Raw genomic sequence first — 15,156 nt, 5'->3', positions numbered from 1 at the left:
AGAGGCCAGGGGCGCGGGGCTAGGGGCAAAGGAGCCTTCGCATCTTCGCCATTCCCTCTAGCCGCTTGCCCCGCGCCTCTCGCCTGTTTATTTCCCGATGCAGAACTCCCTGAAGATCCGGTCCAGGATCTCCTCGGTCGTGACCGCTCCGGTGATCTCGCCCAGGGCCTCGACCGCGGCCCGCAGGTCCACGGCCACGAACTCGCCCGAGAGCCGCGCTTCCGTCGAGCGCAGGGCGTTGGCCAGCGCGTCTCCGGCCTTGATCAGCGAAGCCCTATGCCGGACCTTCGTGACGACGGGGGACTCGCCCGGCTCGAAGTCCGCACGCAGCACCAGCGCCCGGATCGCATCCCGCAGGTCGTCCAGGCCGGCCCCGGTCCTAGCCGAGATCCACACGGGGGAAGTGGCCGCCTCGATCTCGGCCTCGCTCACCCGCGCAGGCAGGTCGCTCTTGTTGACGGCCACGAGCCGCTTCTTCTCTCGCGATCGGACCAGCAGTTGCCGGTCCGCCTCGGTGAGCGGAGAGGACCCGTCCAGCACGATCACCAGCAGGTCGGCCTGCTCCATCGCCGCCTGGCTCCGCTTCACTCCCTCCTGCTCCACCGGATCGTCCGTGGACCGCACGCCCGCCGTGTCCAGCAGCCGGACCGGCACGCCCCGGATGTTCACCGTTTCTTCCAGCACGTCGCGCGTGGTTCCAGGGATCGGCGTCACGATGGCGCGATCCGTCTGCAGCAGCGCGTTCAGCAGGGAGGACTTGCCGACGTTGGGCTGGCCAACGATGGCCGCCGCCACGCCCTCCCGCAGCACCAACCCCTCCTTGCTGCTCTCGATCAGGCGGGTGACGGCTTCGCCGGCCTGCCGGAGACCGTCGGCCAGTTCCTGCGGCTGGATGAAGGCAATGTCTTCCTCGGTAAAGTCGATCGCCGCCTCCACCTGCGCGAGGAGAGGGACGAGGGCCTCGCGCAGCCGGTTGATCTCGTCCGACAGGCTGCCCCGCAACTGGGCCTGCGCCAGCCGGAGGCTGCCGGCGGTCCTGGATCGGATCGTGTCGAGGACGGCCTCCGCCTGGGTCAGGTCCAGCCGCCCGTTCAAGAAGGCCCGCTTGGTGAACTCGCCCGGCTCGGCCAGCCTGGCGCCCAGCCGGAGCAGGGCGTCGCAAACGGTCTGGAGCACCAGCGCCCCGCCGTGACAGTGGATCTCGACGACGTCCTCGCCCGTGTAGGAGCGGGGCGCGCGCATGACCGCGACCAGCGCCTCGTCCACGACGCCGGGGCTGCGGCCCCCTGTCTGGCTCAGATCGAGGATGTCGGCGTGAGAGAGGGTGTGGCTGCGGATGGACGCGAGCTTCTTGCCTGAGCGGAGACGGACGAGGCCGGCCGCGATCTCGACGGCCTTCTCACCACTGATGCGGAGGACGCCGATGCCGCCTTCCCCCTGCGGCGTCGCGATGGCGCAGATCGTATCGTCGGCCTGTCGGGAGGGTCCCTCCACGGTCCGCCCCCTTCACGTTTCGACCCGGCTGTCCGCTTCGACCTTCTCCGCGCCCCGGTCTTTCCTGCGCTTGCCCCCCTGCTTCTGGCCGTCGGGCTGGGCCTCCGCTCCGCCCGATTCCGGGGCCGACGCGAAGGTCGGCTGTTTGTAGACGTAGCGGTCCGTCACGAATTGCTGGGTAATGGTCAGCACGTTGTTCGTCAGCCAGTAGAGCACGAGGCCGGCCGGGAACGTGAGGAAGAGGAAGGTCATGAACACCGGCAGCAGCAGCATGATCTTCGCCTGCGCCGGGTCCATCGTGCTCGGCATGATCTTCTGCTGCACGACCATCGAGACGCCCATCAGAATCGGCAGCACGTAGTAGGGATCCTGCACCGACAGGTCGGTGATCCAGAGGAGGAACGGGGCCTGCCGCAGATCGATCGTCATGTAGAGGATGTTGAACAGCGCCACGAAGACCGGCATCTGGAGCAGCATCGGGAGGCAGCCCCCCACCGGATTCACCTTGTGGTCGCGGTAGAGCTTGATCAGCTCCCGGTTCAGCCGCTCCCGGTCGTCCTTGTACTTGTTCTGCAGCGCGACCACCTTCGGCTGGATGAACTGCATCTCCTTCATGGACTTGTAACTCTTGTACTGGAGCGGCACGAAGAGCAGCTTGATCCCGACGGTGAGGAGGACGATCGAGACCCCGTAGTTGTGCGTGAAGTCGTAGAGGAAGCGCAGAACGTAGAACAGCGGCTTGGCGACGGCCCGCACGATGTCCCAGCTCCCGTAGATGAACCAGCCGAAGTCGATCGTCTCTTCGAGCCCGACGTTCAGGGCCCGGAGCCCGTCGTACTCCTTGGGCCCGGCGTAGAGCTTCAGCGAGAGGTTGGCCGTCCCGGCGGCCGTGCCTGCAGCCGGGGAGAACCGGACCCGCGCGGTCGCGAGCTTGTCCCCTTCCTTCCGGACGACCGCCGCGCTGGCCTCGGTCGGAATCAACACGCTCAGGAAATACTTGTCCTGGAGGGCCACCCACCGGACCGCCCCCTTCCGCTCCAGCTCGGCCTCGGGGAGCGACTTCTCGACCTGATCGTCCACCAGCGAAGCCGGCCCGATCAGCCCGATGAACCCCTCGCCCCATTCGACGATGCCGAAATTCGCGCCCAGCCCGACGTCCAGCGGGCCGGGGAGCCCCTCCGCCTGCACCGAGACGTCCACCAGGTAGCTGTCGTGGTGAAAGGTCAGGCGCTTGGTCACCCTCGCGCCGGATTCCGGCTCCCGGTAGGTGAACGTCACGTGACCGGTCGGATGCTCGGCGTCCAGCGTCGAGAAGTCCCGCTCAGCGCCGTAGAGCCCCTCGCGCAGCCGCTTGGTGATTTTCGGGTCTACCGTGTGGATCGCCAGCGGCCCCGTGGCCGGGTCGTGCTGGGTCAGCAGTTGAACCGGCTTGGGCTGCTCCCGGTCTGCAGTCCGGTAACGAGCCAATTCCCATCCCTTGATCTCGGCTCCGCGGTTGGTGAACTCCGCGCGATAGAGCGGGGTGACGACTTCCACCGTCTGCTCACCGGTCGCAGGAACGGCCGGCGCCCCGTTCGCCGCAGCTTGCCGGCCGGACGGCGGCGGGCTTTGGACCGGCTCGCCGGAGGATTCCGGAGACCCGGTCCGGCTTTGAGAAGCCGCAGGAGGTGGAGCCGCTTGCGACGCCGGCTTGGGCTGCGGGGACGGCTTGGGAGCGAGCCCGAACTCCTTGAGGAGGTAGTCGTAGCTCAGGATAATGGCCAGCGAGAGGACAAGAAAGATGACGACGCGCTTTTCCATTGTATGACGTGTATGACGTAGCCGATCAGCGACCGGCCTCTCGTAGAAAATCTGGGCCCGTGCGGCTCCCGATTCAGGACCTCGGCCAAGCGGGCTGCCGACGGAGGCCGCTCATTTCACCGGATCGTACCCGCCTGGATGGAACGGATGGCACTTCAGCAGCCGCCACGACGCCAGGCCGAGTCCGCGCAGCACCCCATACCGTCTGACCGCTTCCCACGCATACTGCGAGCAGGTGGGCTCGAATCGGCAGGCGGGGGGCAGCAGGGGCGAGACCCACCGTCGGTACAGGCCGATCATTCTGAGGCAGAGTTGCCGCATGGCTCGGATGATTCGGCGGTCAACAGGCCGGCCCGGCTGAGCGCGGACACCCAGGCGCTCCGAAGCTGCGCGTGGCTGATCTCAAGCGCCTCCCGTCTCGGAAAGACCAGCAGATCGTGGCCCCCCGCCAACTGCCCCCTGATCTGCCGGGCGAGCTCGCGAAAAATTCGCTTGGCGCGGTTCCTCGTGACCGCAGCGCCCAGACGTTTCCCGACCACGATGCCGACCCGCGAGGACGCCTGGCCTGATTCGGAAGGCAGCCTAGGACAGGAGACGAGGTTGAAGACCGGTGTCTGAAGCCGACGACCCTCCCGCTTGGCCCGCTCAATCTCCCTGCTGGCGCGGAGAAAGAATCGGCGGTCTCCGGACGGGCGGGGCATCCCACGCCTGGATTCAAACCGCGAGCCGAGCCCGACCCTTGGCTCGCCGGCGGGCGAGGACCTTGCGGCCGTTTTTGGTGCTCATCCGCTTCCGGAATCCGTGCTCTCTTTTTCTTTTTAAATTCGAGGGTTGCCTGAACGTGAACGACATGACCTGGCTCCTTCCCGCCCGTTCGGAATGGACAAAGGTGGGCATTATAGGGGGCCTTGCGAGAGCCTGTCAATTCCATGCCCCCGTTGGAATTGCCGGCGTCTGCCTCTCTTCTCTCCTGGCTTTCCCGCCCTGAGGCGGTTTTGTCGAATCTTGACCATTCCGCCACGGAAACGGAGCATCAGAGAGTTTTGGGGTTCGCACAGGATGCGGGAACTTCGAGACATTTTATCGGCTCCGAGCCGCGTCCGCCTTTTGGCGTCAATTTTGCTCGATCCTTTCTGCTCGGTGGGGATCCCTGTTCTAAGAGCCCTGTATCCGCCTCACGCGAGGCGAGACTATGGAAGAAAGGAGGTGACGATTCTATGAAGCTGTTCCTGTCCATGTTGGCCCTGGTCATCGGGCTAAGCTTCAGCGCGACCACCTTCGTGCAGGCTGACGAGAAGGCGGCGGCTCCTGCCGCGCCTGCTGCGCCCGCGGCTCCGGCTGAGAAGAAGGAAGAGCCCAAGAAGGAAGAGGGCAAGAAGGCCGGTAAGATGAAGGGGAAGAAGAAGGGCGAGGCCAAGAAGGAAGAGATGCCCAAGAAGTAACACGGCTTGGCGGAAGGGTTGGTCCCTCCGGCCAAGTTCCGCTTGGCCGGAGGGACCACCAGTTTCCCGTCCGAGTCACCATCTCACCCACGGTCTCGGGGCCCTTGGCGAATTCCCCAAGCGATGACGGCACGGCGACGCAAGGGAAAAGGTTCAAGCAGATAAGGAGGATTGCTCAATGAAGCGATGGTTCGCAGGCGCGCTGGCGCCCCTGTTCGTCCTGGCGGTCGGATGCGCGCAGGCCCCGACCGAGAAGCTCGCGGCCGCCGAAAAAGCGGTGAACGAGGCCCGCACCGCCGGCGCCCCCGCCTACCTGGCGGAAGATTTTGCTAAACTGGAGGGAGCGCTGAACAGCGCCAAGAAGGAAATTGCGGATCAGGATGCCAAGTTTGCTCTTGTCCGCGATTATGGTAAAGCAGAGGAGTTGCTGGCCTCGGTCCAGACGGACGCGGGGCGGGTGACGACCGAGGCCGGGAAGAAGAAGGAGGAGGCCAAGGCGGCGGCCGCCCAGGCCCAGCAGGCGGCGCAGGAATCGGTGAAGAAGACCCAGGAACTGGTCGCCAAGGCGCCGGCCGGCAAGGATCGGGCCGCGCTGGAAGCGATCAAGGCGGATGCGGCGGGGCTGGCCGCCTCGCTGGCCGAGGTGCAGAAGGCGATTGACGCGGAGGATTACCTGGCGGCCCAAGCCAAGGCCAAAGCCATCCAGGAAAAGAGCCAGGCGGTCTCGGCCGAGGTCGAGAAGGCGCTCGCCAAGGTGTCCGCGGCCAAGGGGAAGAAGAAGTAGCCGATGCCGGGTCCCGCTTTTTCGATCAGACGATCCCATGCCGATTCGGCCAGCCGTCGTGTGGCCTCGGGGGGCCTGCGGCTGGCCGTCGTCTGTCTGGGCCTGGGGTTGAGCCTGGTCGCCTGCGTGCAGAAGATGCCGCCCGAGTTGCTCGAAGCGGTGGAGACGCTGGATCGCGAGCTGACGGCGATCCAGGGAGCGGAATTCGCGCCGGAGGAATACGCCCGGTTCGTCGAACATTGGGCTTCGTTCAAGGGGCGGCTGTCGGTGGACGAAGACCTCATTCACTGGCCCTGGGAGACGAACCCGCTGCTGGCCGATCTGCACAAGGTGCATGAGGAGGGACTGCGCGCCGCCTCCGCGGCCTCGCAACGGAGAGAAGCCGAACGGGTCAAGGCGGAAGGGCGGTTGACCGCGCTGGAAGACCGGCTCAAGCTGTTCACCAGCAGCCTCGACGGGATGGGCGGCCGGGTCGTCCTGGGACAGCGGCCCGTCGAGACGGAGCTCCTCGCCAGGCAGGCCCGGTCGTTCTTCGAGCAGGGCTTCTACTCCCGTTCCCTGCGAACGGCGGAGCAGGCTTCCGATCTGCTGGACGATCAGATCGCCCGCTTGAGCGCCGAGCTCGGCCGCTATGCCGACGCGCGGCGAGTGGTGGGCTGGCGGCGCATGGTCCGTCACACGGTGGACTGGTCGCGGGCGCACCACGCCCCCGCGATCGTCATCAGCAAGGCCGACCGCCGCCTGACCCTCTACCGGAACGGCCGGCCGGTGGTGTCCTATTCCATCGGGCTCGGCTATAACGGCATCTTGGAGAAGCGTTACCAGGGCGACGGCGCGACGCCGGAGGGACAGTACCGGATCATCCGGAAGCGGGACCGCGGCCAGACCAAGTTCTACCGGGCGCTGCTGCTGGACTATCCCAACGCGGAAGACCGGCGGCGCTTCACGCGGGCCCGGGTGGCCGGCTCGATTCCGACCTCGTCCTTCATCGGTGGGCAGATCGAAATCCACGGCGGGGACGACGAGAGCCTCGTCCAGACCCTGGGCTGCGTCATGCTGGAGAACCGCCAGATCGACCGTCTCTTCGAGGCCGTCGAGGTGGGCACGCCGGTCACGATCGTGGGGGCCACGGAAGTCGCCAACGCCGTCTCCACGGCCCTCGCCGAGCTGGCGCAGTCGGTCGAGAGCTGAGAGAAACGACGTGAGCCTGCTGTTCCACATCAGGATGACGGCCATCGCAGGGGCCGCCGCGCTGCTCCTGGCCGCCGCAGCCGTCTCCGGAGACCGGCCGGACGCGTTGGGCACGAGCGCGGACAAACCGGCGAGTCAGCCGCAGGCCAAGCCGACGCCGTCCCTCGACGCCCTCAAGGCGCGCCACACGGCCCTCGCCAGACAGTTGGCGCAACTGGTGCCCGACGGGCCTTACATCGTCGTGGACACGGCGCGGAACCTGCTGCTCGTCAAACGGCGGGACCAGGTGCTCCTCTCCGCCCTGGCCTCCACCGGCTCCGGAACCATCCTGGACAATCCCGACCGGCCCGGCACCCGCTGGGTGTTCGACACGCCGCGCGGCGAGTTCAAGGTCCAATCGAAGCTGACCAACCCGGTCTGGGTGAAGCCCGACTGGGCCTTCCTCGAGGAGGGCCTGGACGTGCCGACGGATCCCGCGCAACGGCTGGAGCCAGGCATCCTCGGCGAGTACGCCCTGGGATTCGGCAAGGGCTACTTCATCCACGGTACCCTCTACACCAGGCTGCTGGGCAAGAACGTGACCCACGGCTGCATTCGCCTGAACGACGAAGACCTGCGGGCCGTCTATCAACTGGCCAGGATCGGCACCCCGCTCATGATCTTCTGACCGGAGAGCGCGTGCTGGACGCCCACTCCGCCCCGCATCGGATTCCGCTTCCCGCTCCGCTCTGGCTCATCTTGCCGCTGCTTCTGGCGACCGCTTCGAGCCTCGCCCTGTGGACGCCTCGCCCCGCGGAAGCTGGAGAGGTCGAAGCCGTCCGCGAGGCGACCGAGACGCTCGAAGGAGAGATCAAGCTCGCGTCCCGCCCGCAGATCTATCTGATCCTCGACCTCACCGAGCGGGTGCTGCTCATCAAAGGGCGTGGGGTCGAGCTGCACCGGCTGCCCATCCACGGCTGGAGGCTGTCGCGTCGGGCGGGAGAGGGGCCGGTGCGCGGCCTCTTCCGGCTGAGGGCCAGGCCTCAGGTGGACCGCCCCAAGCTGGAGCCGGGCAAGGATCCGACCCTGGAACCCGTCGCCCTGGACGACATGCCGGGCGAATATGACCTGGGCTTCGATCCCCCCCTCGCCATCTTCGTCGGCCCTCCCGCGCGCGAACAGCCCTGGCTGTGGGGCAGGAGCCGCTGGCGCGAATGGCGGACCCGCCTCGCTTCCTGGCTCGGCTTCGTCCCCGCGCAGGACCGGTCGGCGCCACTCCTGCGCCTCACCCTCTCGGCCGAAGCGGCCCGCTCGCTGGCTTGGTCCGTGACCGACGGCATGCCGCTGCTGATCGGGCGGACGACCGTCCCTCTCCCCTGAGCGCCGTTGCCTTTTGCGGCCCGCCGGCCTAAGATGCGGGCGCAACCTTCCCAGCTCTCGAGCTTCTCAGCCGGTCAGCCGATACTCCCATGAGGCGAGGCGAACGATGCCGGACATCGGAATGAGCGTCAAAGTGGGCTCCTGGCAGACGGGGGTCGAAACTGCGCTGCGCGACATGGAAACCGAGCGGGTCACGGCCCGCCTCTGGGCCAAGGATCACACGCTCTGGAAGCCGACGCCGACCGAGATCGCCAACCGCCTCGGCTGGCTGACCGTGGCCGAGCAGATGCAGGAGCAGGTCGCCAGGCTGAAGAGCTTCGCCGACTCGGTGCGGACCGAGGGCATCGGCCACGTCGTGCTGCTCGGCATGGGCGGGAGCAGCCTGGGGCCCGAGGTGCTCCGCTGCACCTTCGGCTCGGCCCGCGGCTTTCCGCGCCTCTGGGTGCTGGATTCCACCGTCCCCGGCCTCGTGCGGGAGGTCACCAGGGCCATCAAGCCGGCCAAGACGCTCTTCATCCTCGCGAGCAAGTCCGGCGGAACGATCGAGGTCATGTCCCTCTTCGCCCACTTCCGGGAGCTGGTCGGCCGTACGCGCGGCAACCGCGGCGGGGCCCAGTTCATCGCGATCACCGATCCCGGCACGGGCCTGGCGACCCTGGCCCAGGAGCGTGGATTCCGGGACACGTTCCTCAACCCCGCGGACATCGGCGGACGCTACTCCGTCCTCTCCTATTTCGGGCTGGTCCCGGCCGCCCTCCTGGGCCTTGATCTGACCGTGCTGCTGGGGCGAGGGGTCGAGATGGGGCGGGCCTGCGGCCGGGACGTGCCGGTCCGGCAGAATCCCGGCGCGATGCTGGGCGCGATCATGGGCACGCTCGGCCGGGCCGGCCGCGACAAGGTGACGCTGGTGACCTCCCCGAAGATCCGGAGCTTCGGCCTGTGGGCGGAACAGTTGCTGGCCGAGAGCACCGGCAAAGAGGGGACCGGCCTGATCCCGGTCGCGGAGGAGCCGCTCGCGCCGCCGGCTTCCTACGGGGACGACCGGCTCTTCGTCTACCTCCGCCTCAACGGCGACGCCAACACGCCGACGGACCGGCACGTGAAGGCGCTGGAGAAAGCCGGGCAGCCGGTGGTGCGTCTGACGCTCCGCGACCGGTACGACCTGGCGGCGGAGTTCTTCCGCTGGGAGTTCGCCACGGCGGTGGCGGGGCGGCTGCTCGGCATCCACCCGTTCGACCAGCCGAACGTGCAGGAGAGCAAGGACAACACGGGGCGGGTGCTCGAAGAGGTCAAGAGCCAGGGACGCCTGCCGACGCCGCCGGCGAGCGACTCCCTGTCGGACCTGCTGGCCAAGGCCGCGCCCGGCAAGTACCTCGCGGTGCTGAACTATGCCCGGTTCTCCGCCAAGACGGACGCAGCGGTCCGGACGCTCCGCAAGACCCTGCTCACGACCTACTGCGTCGCCACCACCGCCGGCTACGGACCGCGCTACCTCCACTCGACCGGGCAATTGCACAAGGGCGGGCCGAACAGCGGGCTGTTCCTCCAGCTCCTCGAGCCCATGGCTCCCGACGTGCCGATTCCCGGCGCCCCGTATTCGTTCGGCACCCTGGCCCAGGCCCAGGCGGTCGGTGACTTCCAGTCGCTGCAAGCCCACCAGCGCCCGGTCGTCTCCGTGCACCTGGGACGGCAGCCGCTGGCGAAGATCAAGGCGCTGGCGCGCGCCGCGCGCCAAGCCTGGAAGGCTTCGCGCCGCACGCGGGGCTGACCGAGCAGACGGAAGCCGGATTATGGTACGTCTACAGGCGGGCAAGCCACGAGTCTGCGGGAGAGGACGCCGGAGATGACTGCGCCCGAGCTCCGGATCATGGACGACGGGACGGAGCTGGCCCGCGAGGCAGCCGACCTGGTCGTCTGGCTCGGCGGGGAGGCCATCGCCGCAAACGGGCGCTTCCGGGTCGCGCTCTCCGGCGGGACGACGCCGCGGACCCTGTACGGCACCCTGGCCGGCTTGAACTCGTCGCGCCGGATGGACTGGAGCAAGGCGGAGTTCTTCTTCGGCGACGAACGGTGCGTGCCACCGGACCATCCGGAGAGCAACTTCCGCATGGCCCAGGAGACCCTGTTCCAGCCGTTGAGGATCGGCCAGCAGCAGATTTTCCGCATGCCCGGGGAGGCTCCAGATCCGGAGAGAGCGGCCCGCCAGTACGAAACCATGATCCGTACACAGTTCGAAACGCCGGCGCCGGCCTGGCCCTGCTTCGACCTCGTCCTGCTGGGATTGGGCGAGGACGGGCACACCGCCTCCCTCTTTCCCGGCACGCCGGCGCTGGACGAGAAGGATCGGCTGGTCGTGAGCAGCCAGTCGCCGAAAGGGGTGAAAGCCAGACTGACCCTCACCGTGCCGGCCATCAACCGGGCCCGGACGGTCGTCTTCCTCGTCAGCGGCGCCGGGAAGGAGGCGATCGTCCGTTCGGTGCTGGAGGGAACCAAGGGCGAGGACCGGAGCCTGCCGGCCACCATGATCCGGCCGGCGCAGGGACGGCTGATCTGGTTCCTGGATCGCGTGGCCGCGGCCGGCCTCACGATCGCCAAGCAAGGGATGGTTTCGCACGAGGAGTAATTGAGGGATATGCAGAAATGATTCTCGCAGGCGATATCGGCGGCACCAAAACCATCCTGGCCCTCTTCGACTGGCGCACCGAGCGGGTGGAGCCGGTTCGGGAGCAGACCTTCGCGAGCGGGGACTACAAGTCCTTCGAAGAGGTGCTGACGGAGTTTCTCACCCCGCCGGCTCCCGAGGAGGAACCGGAGGAGGAAGGGAGGGGAAAGGACGAAGGAGCATCGAAGGAGCAAGACTCGGAGGAGACGACCGCGGAGACCGCCAAGCCAGTGGCCGAGGAGCCGCCCACGGTCGAAGCGGCCTGTTTCGGGATCGCGGGGCCGGTGATTGACAACCGCTGCCGGACGACGAACCTCCCGTGGATGGTGGACGGTCACGAGCTGGCCAAGGACCTGAAGATCGGCCCGGTTCGGCTCCTGAACGACCTGGAGGCCACGGCTTATGGGCTCCTGGTTCTGAACCCGGATGAAACCGCCACGCTGAATGCCGGCACGCCGCCGCCTTCGAAAGGCCCGATGGCTCTGATCGCCGCAGGCACGGGGCTGGGGGAGGCCATCCTGTTCTGGGACGGCACCCAGTACCGGCCCATGCCCTCGGAGGGCGGCCACGTCTCCTTCGCCCCGACCAGCGACCTGGAGATTGACCTGCTCCGGCGCCTGCGGACCCAGTACCTCCACGTGAGCTACGAGCGGGTCCTGTCCGGGGCGGGCCTACACGCCATCTATGAGTTCCTCCGGGACACGAAGCGCAACGAGCCCACCTGGGTAGCGGAGAAGCTGAAGGTCGGGGACCCGGCCGCCGTCATCGCCGAGGTCGGGCTCAACCGGCAGGCGGACATCTGCGTCCAGGCGCTCGACCTGTTCGCTTCGATCTACGGGGCCGAGGCCGGCAACTTGGCGTTGAAGGCCCTGGCGCTGAGCGGGGTCTACGTGGGCGGCGGCATCGCGCCCAAGATCCTGCCCAAGCTGAAGGACGGAACCTTCATGAAGGCCTTCACAGCCAAGGGCCGCTACAAGCAGCTTCTGGGCGCGATCCCGGTCCGCGTCATCACGAACCAGAAAACCGCCTTGCTGGGCGCGGCCTCGGTCGCCGCCCGGATGAGAGCCGAATCAGCGTCATGAGCATGAACACTTCAGCAGACGACCTGAAACGAATGGCCGCTGAGGCCTCGGTCCAACACGTCCGCGACGGGCAGATCGTGGGGCTGGGCACCGGCTCGACCGCCCGCCACATGATCAAGGCCCTCGGCGAGCGGGTCCGGAAGGGTCTCGCGATCAAGGGCGTGCCGACCTCGCGGGAAACGGCCGAGTTGGCCGCCCAGGCGGGCATCCCGCTCCTGGAGCTGGACGGGGCCTGGCAGATCGACGTCGCCATCGACGGGGCGGACCAGGTGGACCCGCAGCTCAACCTCATCAAGGGAGGCGGGGGCGCGCTGCTCCGCGAGAAGATCGTGGCCGCCGCGTCCCGGCGGCTCATCGTCGTCGTGGACGAATCGAAGCTGGTCCCGGTCCTGGGCAACACCTTCCCGCTCCCGATCGAAGTGGCCACCTTCGGCTGGCGGAGCACGGCGCAGCAGGTTGAGCAGGCGGCGGGAGCGGGCGCCAAGGCCCAGCGGCGCGAGAAGAACGGCGAGCCGTTCCGGACCGAAGCCGGCCACTACATCCTGGACCTGCACCTCGACCGGATCGCCGAGCCGGCCGCCCTGGAAGCCCGGCTCAACCTGATTCCCGGCGTGGTGGAAACCGGCCTCTTCGTCGGCCGCACGGCCCTCCTGATCGTGGGCACCTCCCGCGGAGTGGAGACCAGGCAGGCGTCCCGGCGCGCCGGACGGTGAAGGACGGGCCAGTGGATCCCTACCGGCTTCCCACCACCGTGATCCCCAGCCGGTACGAGCTGCGGCTCGAGCCGGACCTGGCGACCTGCACCTTTTCCGGCCTCGCGACCATCTCGGTGACCGTCGCCGAGCCCACGAGCGAGATCCTCCTCAACGCCGCCGAGCTGACCGTGACCGAGGCGACGATCGAACGGGACGGAGAGGCCAGGCGGAGGCTCCAGGCGGCGGTGGAGCTCCAGGAACCGGAGGAACGGTGCCGGCTCTCCTTCCCCGAGCCGCTGGCCCCCGGTTCCTGGCTGTTGCGCCTCTCGTTCAAGGGCCTCCTGAACGACAAGCTACGGGGCTTCTACCGGAGCACCTACAAGGACGAGGCCGGCCGGATCCGCACGCTGGCCGCCACCCAGTTCGAGGCGACCGACGCCCGCCGGGCCTTCCCCTGCTGGGACGAGCCGGCCTTCAAGGCTGTCTTCTCCGTGACCCTCGCGATCGATCCGATCTTGACCGCCCTGTCCAACACCGAGATCCTCGACGAGCGGATCGAGGGAAGCAAAAAAGTCGTGCGGTTCAAGGACACGATCCGCATGTCCACCTATCTGGTCGCCTTCGTCGTGGGCGAGCTGGAGGCCAGCGACCCGGTGGCCGTCGGCCGGACCCAACTGCGCGTCTGGTGCGTGCGCGGCAAGCGCCGGCTGGCCCGGTTCGGCCGGGAGATCGGCGCCTTCTCGCTCCGCTTCTTCGAGGACTACTATGGCCTGCCCTACCCGGGCGACAAGCTGGACCTGCTGGCCATTCCCGACTTCGCCTCCGGCGCGATGGAGAACCTGGGCGCCATCACCTTCCGGGAGTCCGCCTTGCTCGTGGACGAGCAGGCCGCCACCCACGCCGAGCTCGAACGGATCGCCGACGTGGTCGCCCACGAGAACGCGCACATGTGGTTCGGCGACCTCGTGACGATGAGCTGGTGGAACGGGCTCTGGCTCAACGAGGCCTTCGCCTCGTTCATGGAGATGCTGGCGGTGGACGCCTGGAAGCCGGAGTGGCGGCGCTGGACCGCCTTCGGGGTGTCGCGCGCCGCGGCCCTAGCGGTGGACGGGCTGCACAGCTCCCGGCCCATCGAATACCCGGTGCGGGCCCCGAAGGATGCGGACGCGATGTTCGACGTGCTGACCTACGAGAAGGGCGCCTCCGTGCTCCGCATGCTGGAGCAGCACCTGGGGCCGGAGGTGTTCCGTTCCGGCATCCGCGGATACCTGCGCCGCCACGCCTACGGAAACGCGGACACGGGCGACCTCTGGACCGCCCTGGGCGAGGCGGCCGGGCAGCCGGTGCCGGCCCTGATGGACGGCTGGATCTTCCGGCCCGGCTATCCGCTCATCACGGTGAGGCTGCAAGGCTCGCAGTTGCGCTTGACCCAACAACGCTTCACCTATCTCCCTTCCCCCTCGCCTCGTGCCTCGCGCCCCGCGCCCGCGGCGGGCGAGCCGGCCGATGTGACTTGGCAGGTGCCCCTGCAGCTCCGCGTGACCGTCCGAGGCGCCGCCGCCAGCCATCGGCTCCTTTTGACCAAGAAGGGGACCAGCTTCGATCTGCCGCCTGGCTTCGAATCGGTGCTGGTGAACGAGCAGGGTCACGGCTTCTATCGAGTGCGCTACGAGCCGGCCTTGTTGGAACGGCTCTTACGGACACCGGAGCACCTGGCCCCCATCGAGCGATTCAACCTGGTCAACGACGCCTGGGCCGTCACGGTCGCCGGCCTCCTGCCCGTAACCGAGTACCTCGACCTCACGGCACGGTTCCGCACGGAGCAGGACAAGAACGTCTGGACGGTCCTCATCGATTCCTTCCACACCCTCTACCGGCTCGTCGAGCCGGCAGACCGGGCCGGGCTGGAGGCCCTCGTCCGCGACCGTCTGCACCGGGCGGCGGCTTCCCTCGGCTGGACGCCGAGGCCGGCCGAGGACGAGCTGGCCCGCCAGCTCCGCGGCGACCTGATCCGGGCGCTCGGGACGATCGGCAACGACCCGGCCGTCCAGGCCCGCGCGGCCGAAGCCTATGTCGAGCAGCAGAGAAATCCCGCCGCGGTGGACGCCAACGTGCTGCCGGCGTTGATCGCCGTCCTGGCCCACACGGGCGATTCGGCGCGATACGAGGAATTTTTCGAGCGGTTCCGGACCGCGGCCACGCCTCAGGAGGAGCGGCGCTATCTCTTCTCGCTCGCTTCTTTCCAGCCGCCCGACTTGCTGAAGCGGACCTTGGGCTGCACGATCAACGGAGACTTCCGCACGCAGGACGCGCCGTTCATGGTCCGGCTGCTGCTCATGAGCCCCTCCGGGCGGGAGCTGGCCTGGGAATTCGTCAAGGCCAACTGGGACACGATGGACCGGCTCTATCCCAAGCAGGGACTCCGGCGGATGTGCGACGGCTTCGCCGGGCTGGCCACGCCCGAGCTGGAACGGGACGTGCACCGGTTCCTGGCCGACCGTAAGATTGACCTGGGCGGGAAGATCCTCGACCAGTATCTCGAGCAACTGCACGTCTTCGTCAGGCTCAAGAGGACGGCCGGCGACGGCCTCGTCCGGTATCTCAAGCCGTTCACCGGGCAGCCGCACCCCGCGACCTGATCTTTCCC

General features: G+C 67.9%; 15 protein-coding genes. 10 read left to right on the top strand and 5 right to left on the bottom strand.

The window, feature by feature from the left end; genetic code table 11:
- Positions 1-87 precede the first annotated feature (87 nt).
- The 5 genes from mnmE to rpmH all read right to left on the bottom strand — a co-directional run bounded on the left by mnmE (position 88) and on the right by rpmH (position 4,146).
- Complete coding sequence (mnmE, locus tag AB1411_03685; protein ID MEW6542693.1) at positions 88-1,494, bottom strand: tRNA uridine-5-carboxymethylaminomethyl(34) synthesis GTPase MnmE; 1,407 nt, start codon at positions 1,492-1,494, stop codon at positions 88-90.
- A gap of 12 nt (positions 1,495-1,506) precedes the next feature.
- Positions 1,507-3,294, bottom strand: coding sequence for a membrane protein insertase YidC (gene yidC / locus AB1411_03680; protein MEW6542692.1), 1,788 nt, complete (start codon positions 3,292-3,294; stop codon positions 1,507-1,509).
- 111 nt (positions 3,295-3,405) lie between these two features.
- Positions 3,406-3,615 (bottom strand): membrane protein insertion efficiency factor YidD, encoded by a 210-nt coding sequence (gene yidD, locus AB1411_03675; GenBank protein MEW6542691.1) that lies wholly within the window; start codon positions 3,613-3,615, stop codon positions 3,406-3,408.
- Entirely contained in the window at positions 3,591-3,995 is a 405-nt protein-coding gene (gene rnpA, locus AB1411_03670) for a ribonuclease P protein component (protein MEW6542690.1), read from the bottom strand. The genes yidD and rnpA overlap by 25 nt, the downstream gene beginning before the upstream one ends.
- 13 nt (positions 3,996-4,008) lie before the next feature.
- Complete coding sequence (gene rpmH, locus AB1411_03665) at positions 4,009-4,146, bottom strand: 50S ribosomal protein L34 (protein MEW6542689.1); 138 nt, start codon at positions 4,144-4,146, stop codon at positions 4,009-4,011.
- Between the two features lie 365 nt (positions 4,147-4,511).
- On the opposite strand from rpmH, the gene AB1411_03660 reads away from it, so the two are divergent.
- From AB1411_03660 to AB1411_03615, 10 genes are all read left to right on the top strand, one after another.
- A complete protein-coding gene (locus tag AB1411_03660) occupies positions 4,512-4,736 on the top strand; it encodes a hypothetical protein (GenBank protein ID MEW6542688.1) in 225 nt (74 codons plus the stop codon).
- 178 nt (positions 4,737-4,914) lie between these two features.
- A complete protein-coding gene (locus AB1411_03655; GenBank protein MEW6542687.1) occupies positions 4,915-5,520 on the top strand; it encodes a hypothetical protein in 606 nt (201 codons plus the stop codon).
- A 3-nt stretch (positions 5,521-5,523) separates the two neighbouring features.
- On the top strand, positions 5,524-6,711 hold the full coding sequence (locus AB1411_03650) for a L,D-transpeptidase (protein MEW6542686.1): 1,188 nt from the start codon (positions 5,524-5,526) through the stop codon (positions 6,709-6,711).
- A 10-nt stretch (positions 6,712-6,721) separates the two neighbouring features.
- Positions 6,722-7,378, top strand: a complete 657-nt coding sequence (locus AB1411_03645) for a L,D-transpeptidase (protein MEW6542685.1) — start codon at positions 6,722-6,724, stop codon at positions 7,376-7,378.
- Between the two features lie 11 nt (positions 7,379-7,389).
- The gene (locus AB1411_03640; protein ID MEW6542684.1) at positions 7,390-8,070 is read left to right on the top strand and encodes a hypothetical protein; all 681 of its coding nucleotides are present in this window, start codon (positions 7,390-7,392) and stop codon (positions 8,068-8,070) included.
- 121 nt (positions 8,071-8,191) lie between these two features.
- Positions 8,192-9,838, top strand: a complete 1,647-nt coding sequence (locus tag AB1411_03635) for a glucose-6-phosphate isomerase (protein ID MEW6542683.1) — start codon at positions 8,192-8,194, stop codon at positions 9,836-9,838.
- Between the two features lie 75 nt (positions 9,839-9,913).
- The gene (gene pgl / locus AB1411_03630; GenBank protein ID MEW6542682.1) at positions 9,914-10,693 is read left to right on the top strand and encodes a 6-phosphogluconolactonase; all 780 of its coding nucleotides are present in this window, start codon (positions 9,914-9,916) and stop codon (positions 10,691-10,693) included.
- 17 nt (positions 10,694-10,710) lie between these two features.
- The gene (gene glk, locus AB1411_03625; GenBank protein MEW6542681.1) at positions 10,711-11,814 is read left to right on the top strand and encodes a glucokinase; all 1,104 of its coding nucleotides are present in this window, start codon (positions 10,711-10,713) and stop codon (positions 11,812-11,814) included.
- Complete coding sequence (gene rpiA, locus AB1411_03620) at positions 11,811-12,527, top strand: ribose-5-phosphate isomerase RpiA (GenBank protein MEW6542680.1); 717 nt, start codon at positions 11,811-11,813, stop codon at positions 12,525-12,527. Before glk ends, rpiA begins: the two co-directional genes overlap by 4 nt.
- The gene (locus tag AB1411_03615; GenBank protein MEW6542679.1) at positions 12,524-15,148 is read left to right on the top strand and encodes a M1 family metallopeptidase; all 2,625 of its coding nucleotides are present in this window, start codon (positions 12,524-12,526) and stop codon (positions 15,146-15,148) included. Before rpiA ends, AB1411_03615 begins: the two co-directional genes overlap by 4 nt.
- Positions 15,149-15,156 lie beyond the last annotated feature (8 nt).

The sequence above is a fragment of the Nitrospirota bacterium genome, assembly GCA_040757595.1.
In the GTDB taxonomy this organism is placed as follows: domain Bacteria; phylum Nitrospirota; class Nitrospiria; order Nitrospirales; family Nitrospiraceae; genus JBFLWP01.
Note: the sequence above shows the minus strand (reverse complement) of the source record. Positions and strands in the feature narration are given on the sequence as shown.

Coding starts and splice junctions, on each gene's coding strand:
- pgl (MEW6542682.1), top strand. CDS start 9,914: ATGACTGCGCCCGAGCTCCGGATCATGGACGACGGGACGGAGCTGGCC.
- rpiA (MEW6542680.1), top strand. CDS start 11,811: ATGAGCATGAACACTTCAGCAGACGACCTGAAACGAATGGCCGCTGAG.
- AB1411_03660 (MEW6542688.1), top strand. CDS start 4,512: ATGAAGCTGTTCCTGTCCATGTTGGCCCTGGTCATCGGGCTAAGCTTC.
- rpmH (MEW6542689.1), bottom strand. CDS start 4,146: ATGTCGTTCACGTTCAGGCAACCCTCGAATTTAAAAAGAAAAAGAGAG.
- AB1411_03635 (MEW6542683.1), top strand. CDS start 8,192: ATGAGCGTCAAAGTGGGCTCCTGGCAGACGGGGGTCGAAACTGCGCTG.
- rnpA (MEW6542690.1), bottom strand. CDS start 3,995: ATGCCCCGCCCGTCCGGAGACCGCCGATTCTTTCTCCGCGCCAGCAGG.
- yidD (MEW6542691.1), bottom strand. CDS start 3,615: ATGCGGCAACTCTGCCTCAGAATGATCGGCCTGTACCGACGGTGGGTC.
- yidC (MEW6542692.1), bottom strand. CDS start 3,294: ATGGAAAAGCGCGTCGTCATCTTTCTTGTCCTCTCGCTGGCCATTATC.
- AB1411_03655 (MEW6542687.1), top strand. CDS start 4,915: ATGAAGCGATGGTTCGCAGGCGCGCTGGCGCCCCTGTTCGTCCTGGCG.
- glk (MEW6542681.1), top strand. CDS start 10,711: ATGATTCTCGCAGGCGATATCGGCGGCACCAAAACCATCCTGGCCCTC.
- AB1411_03650 (MEW6542686.1), top strand. CDS start 5,524: ATGCCGGGTCCCGCTTTTTCGATCAGACGATCCCATGCCGATTCGGCC.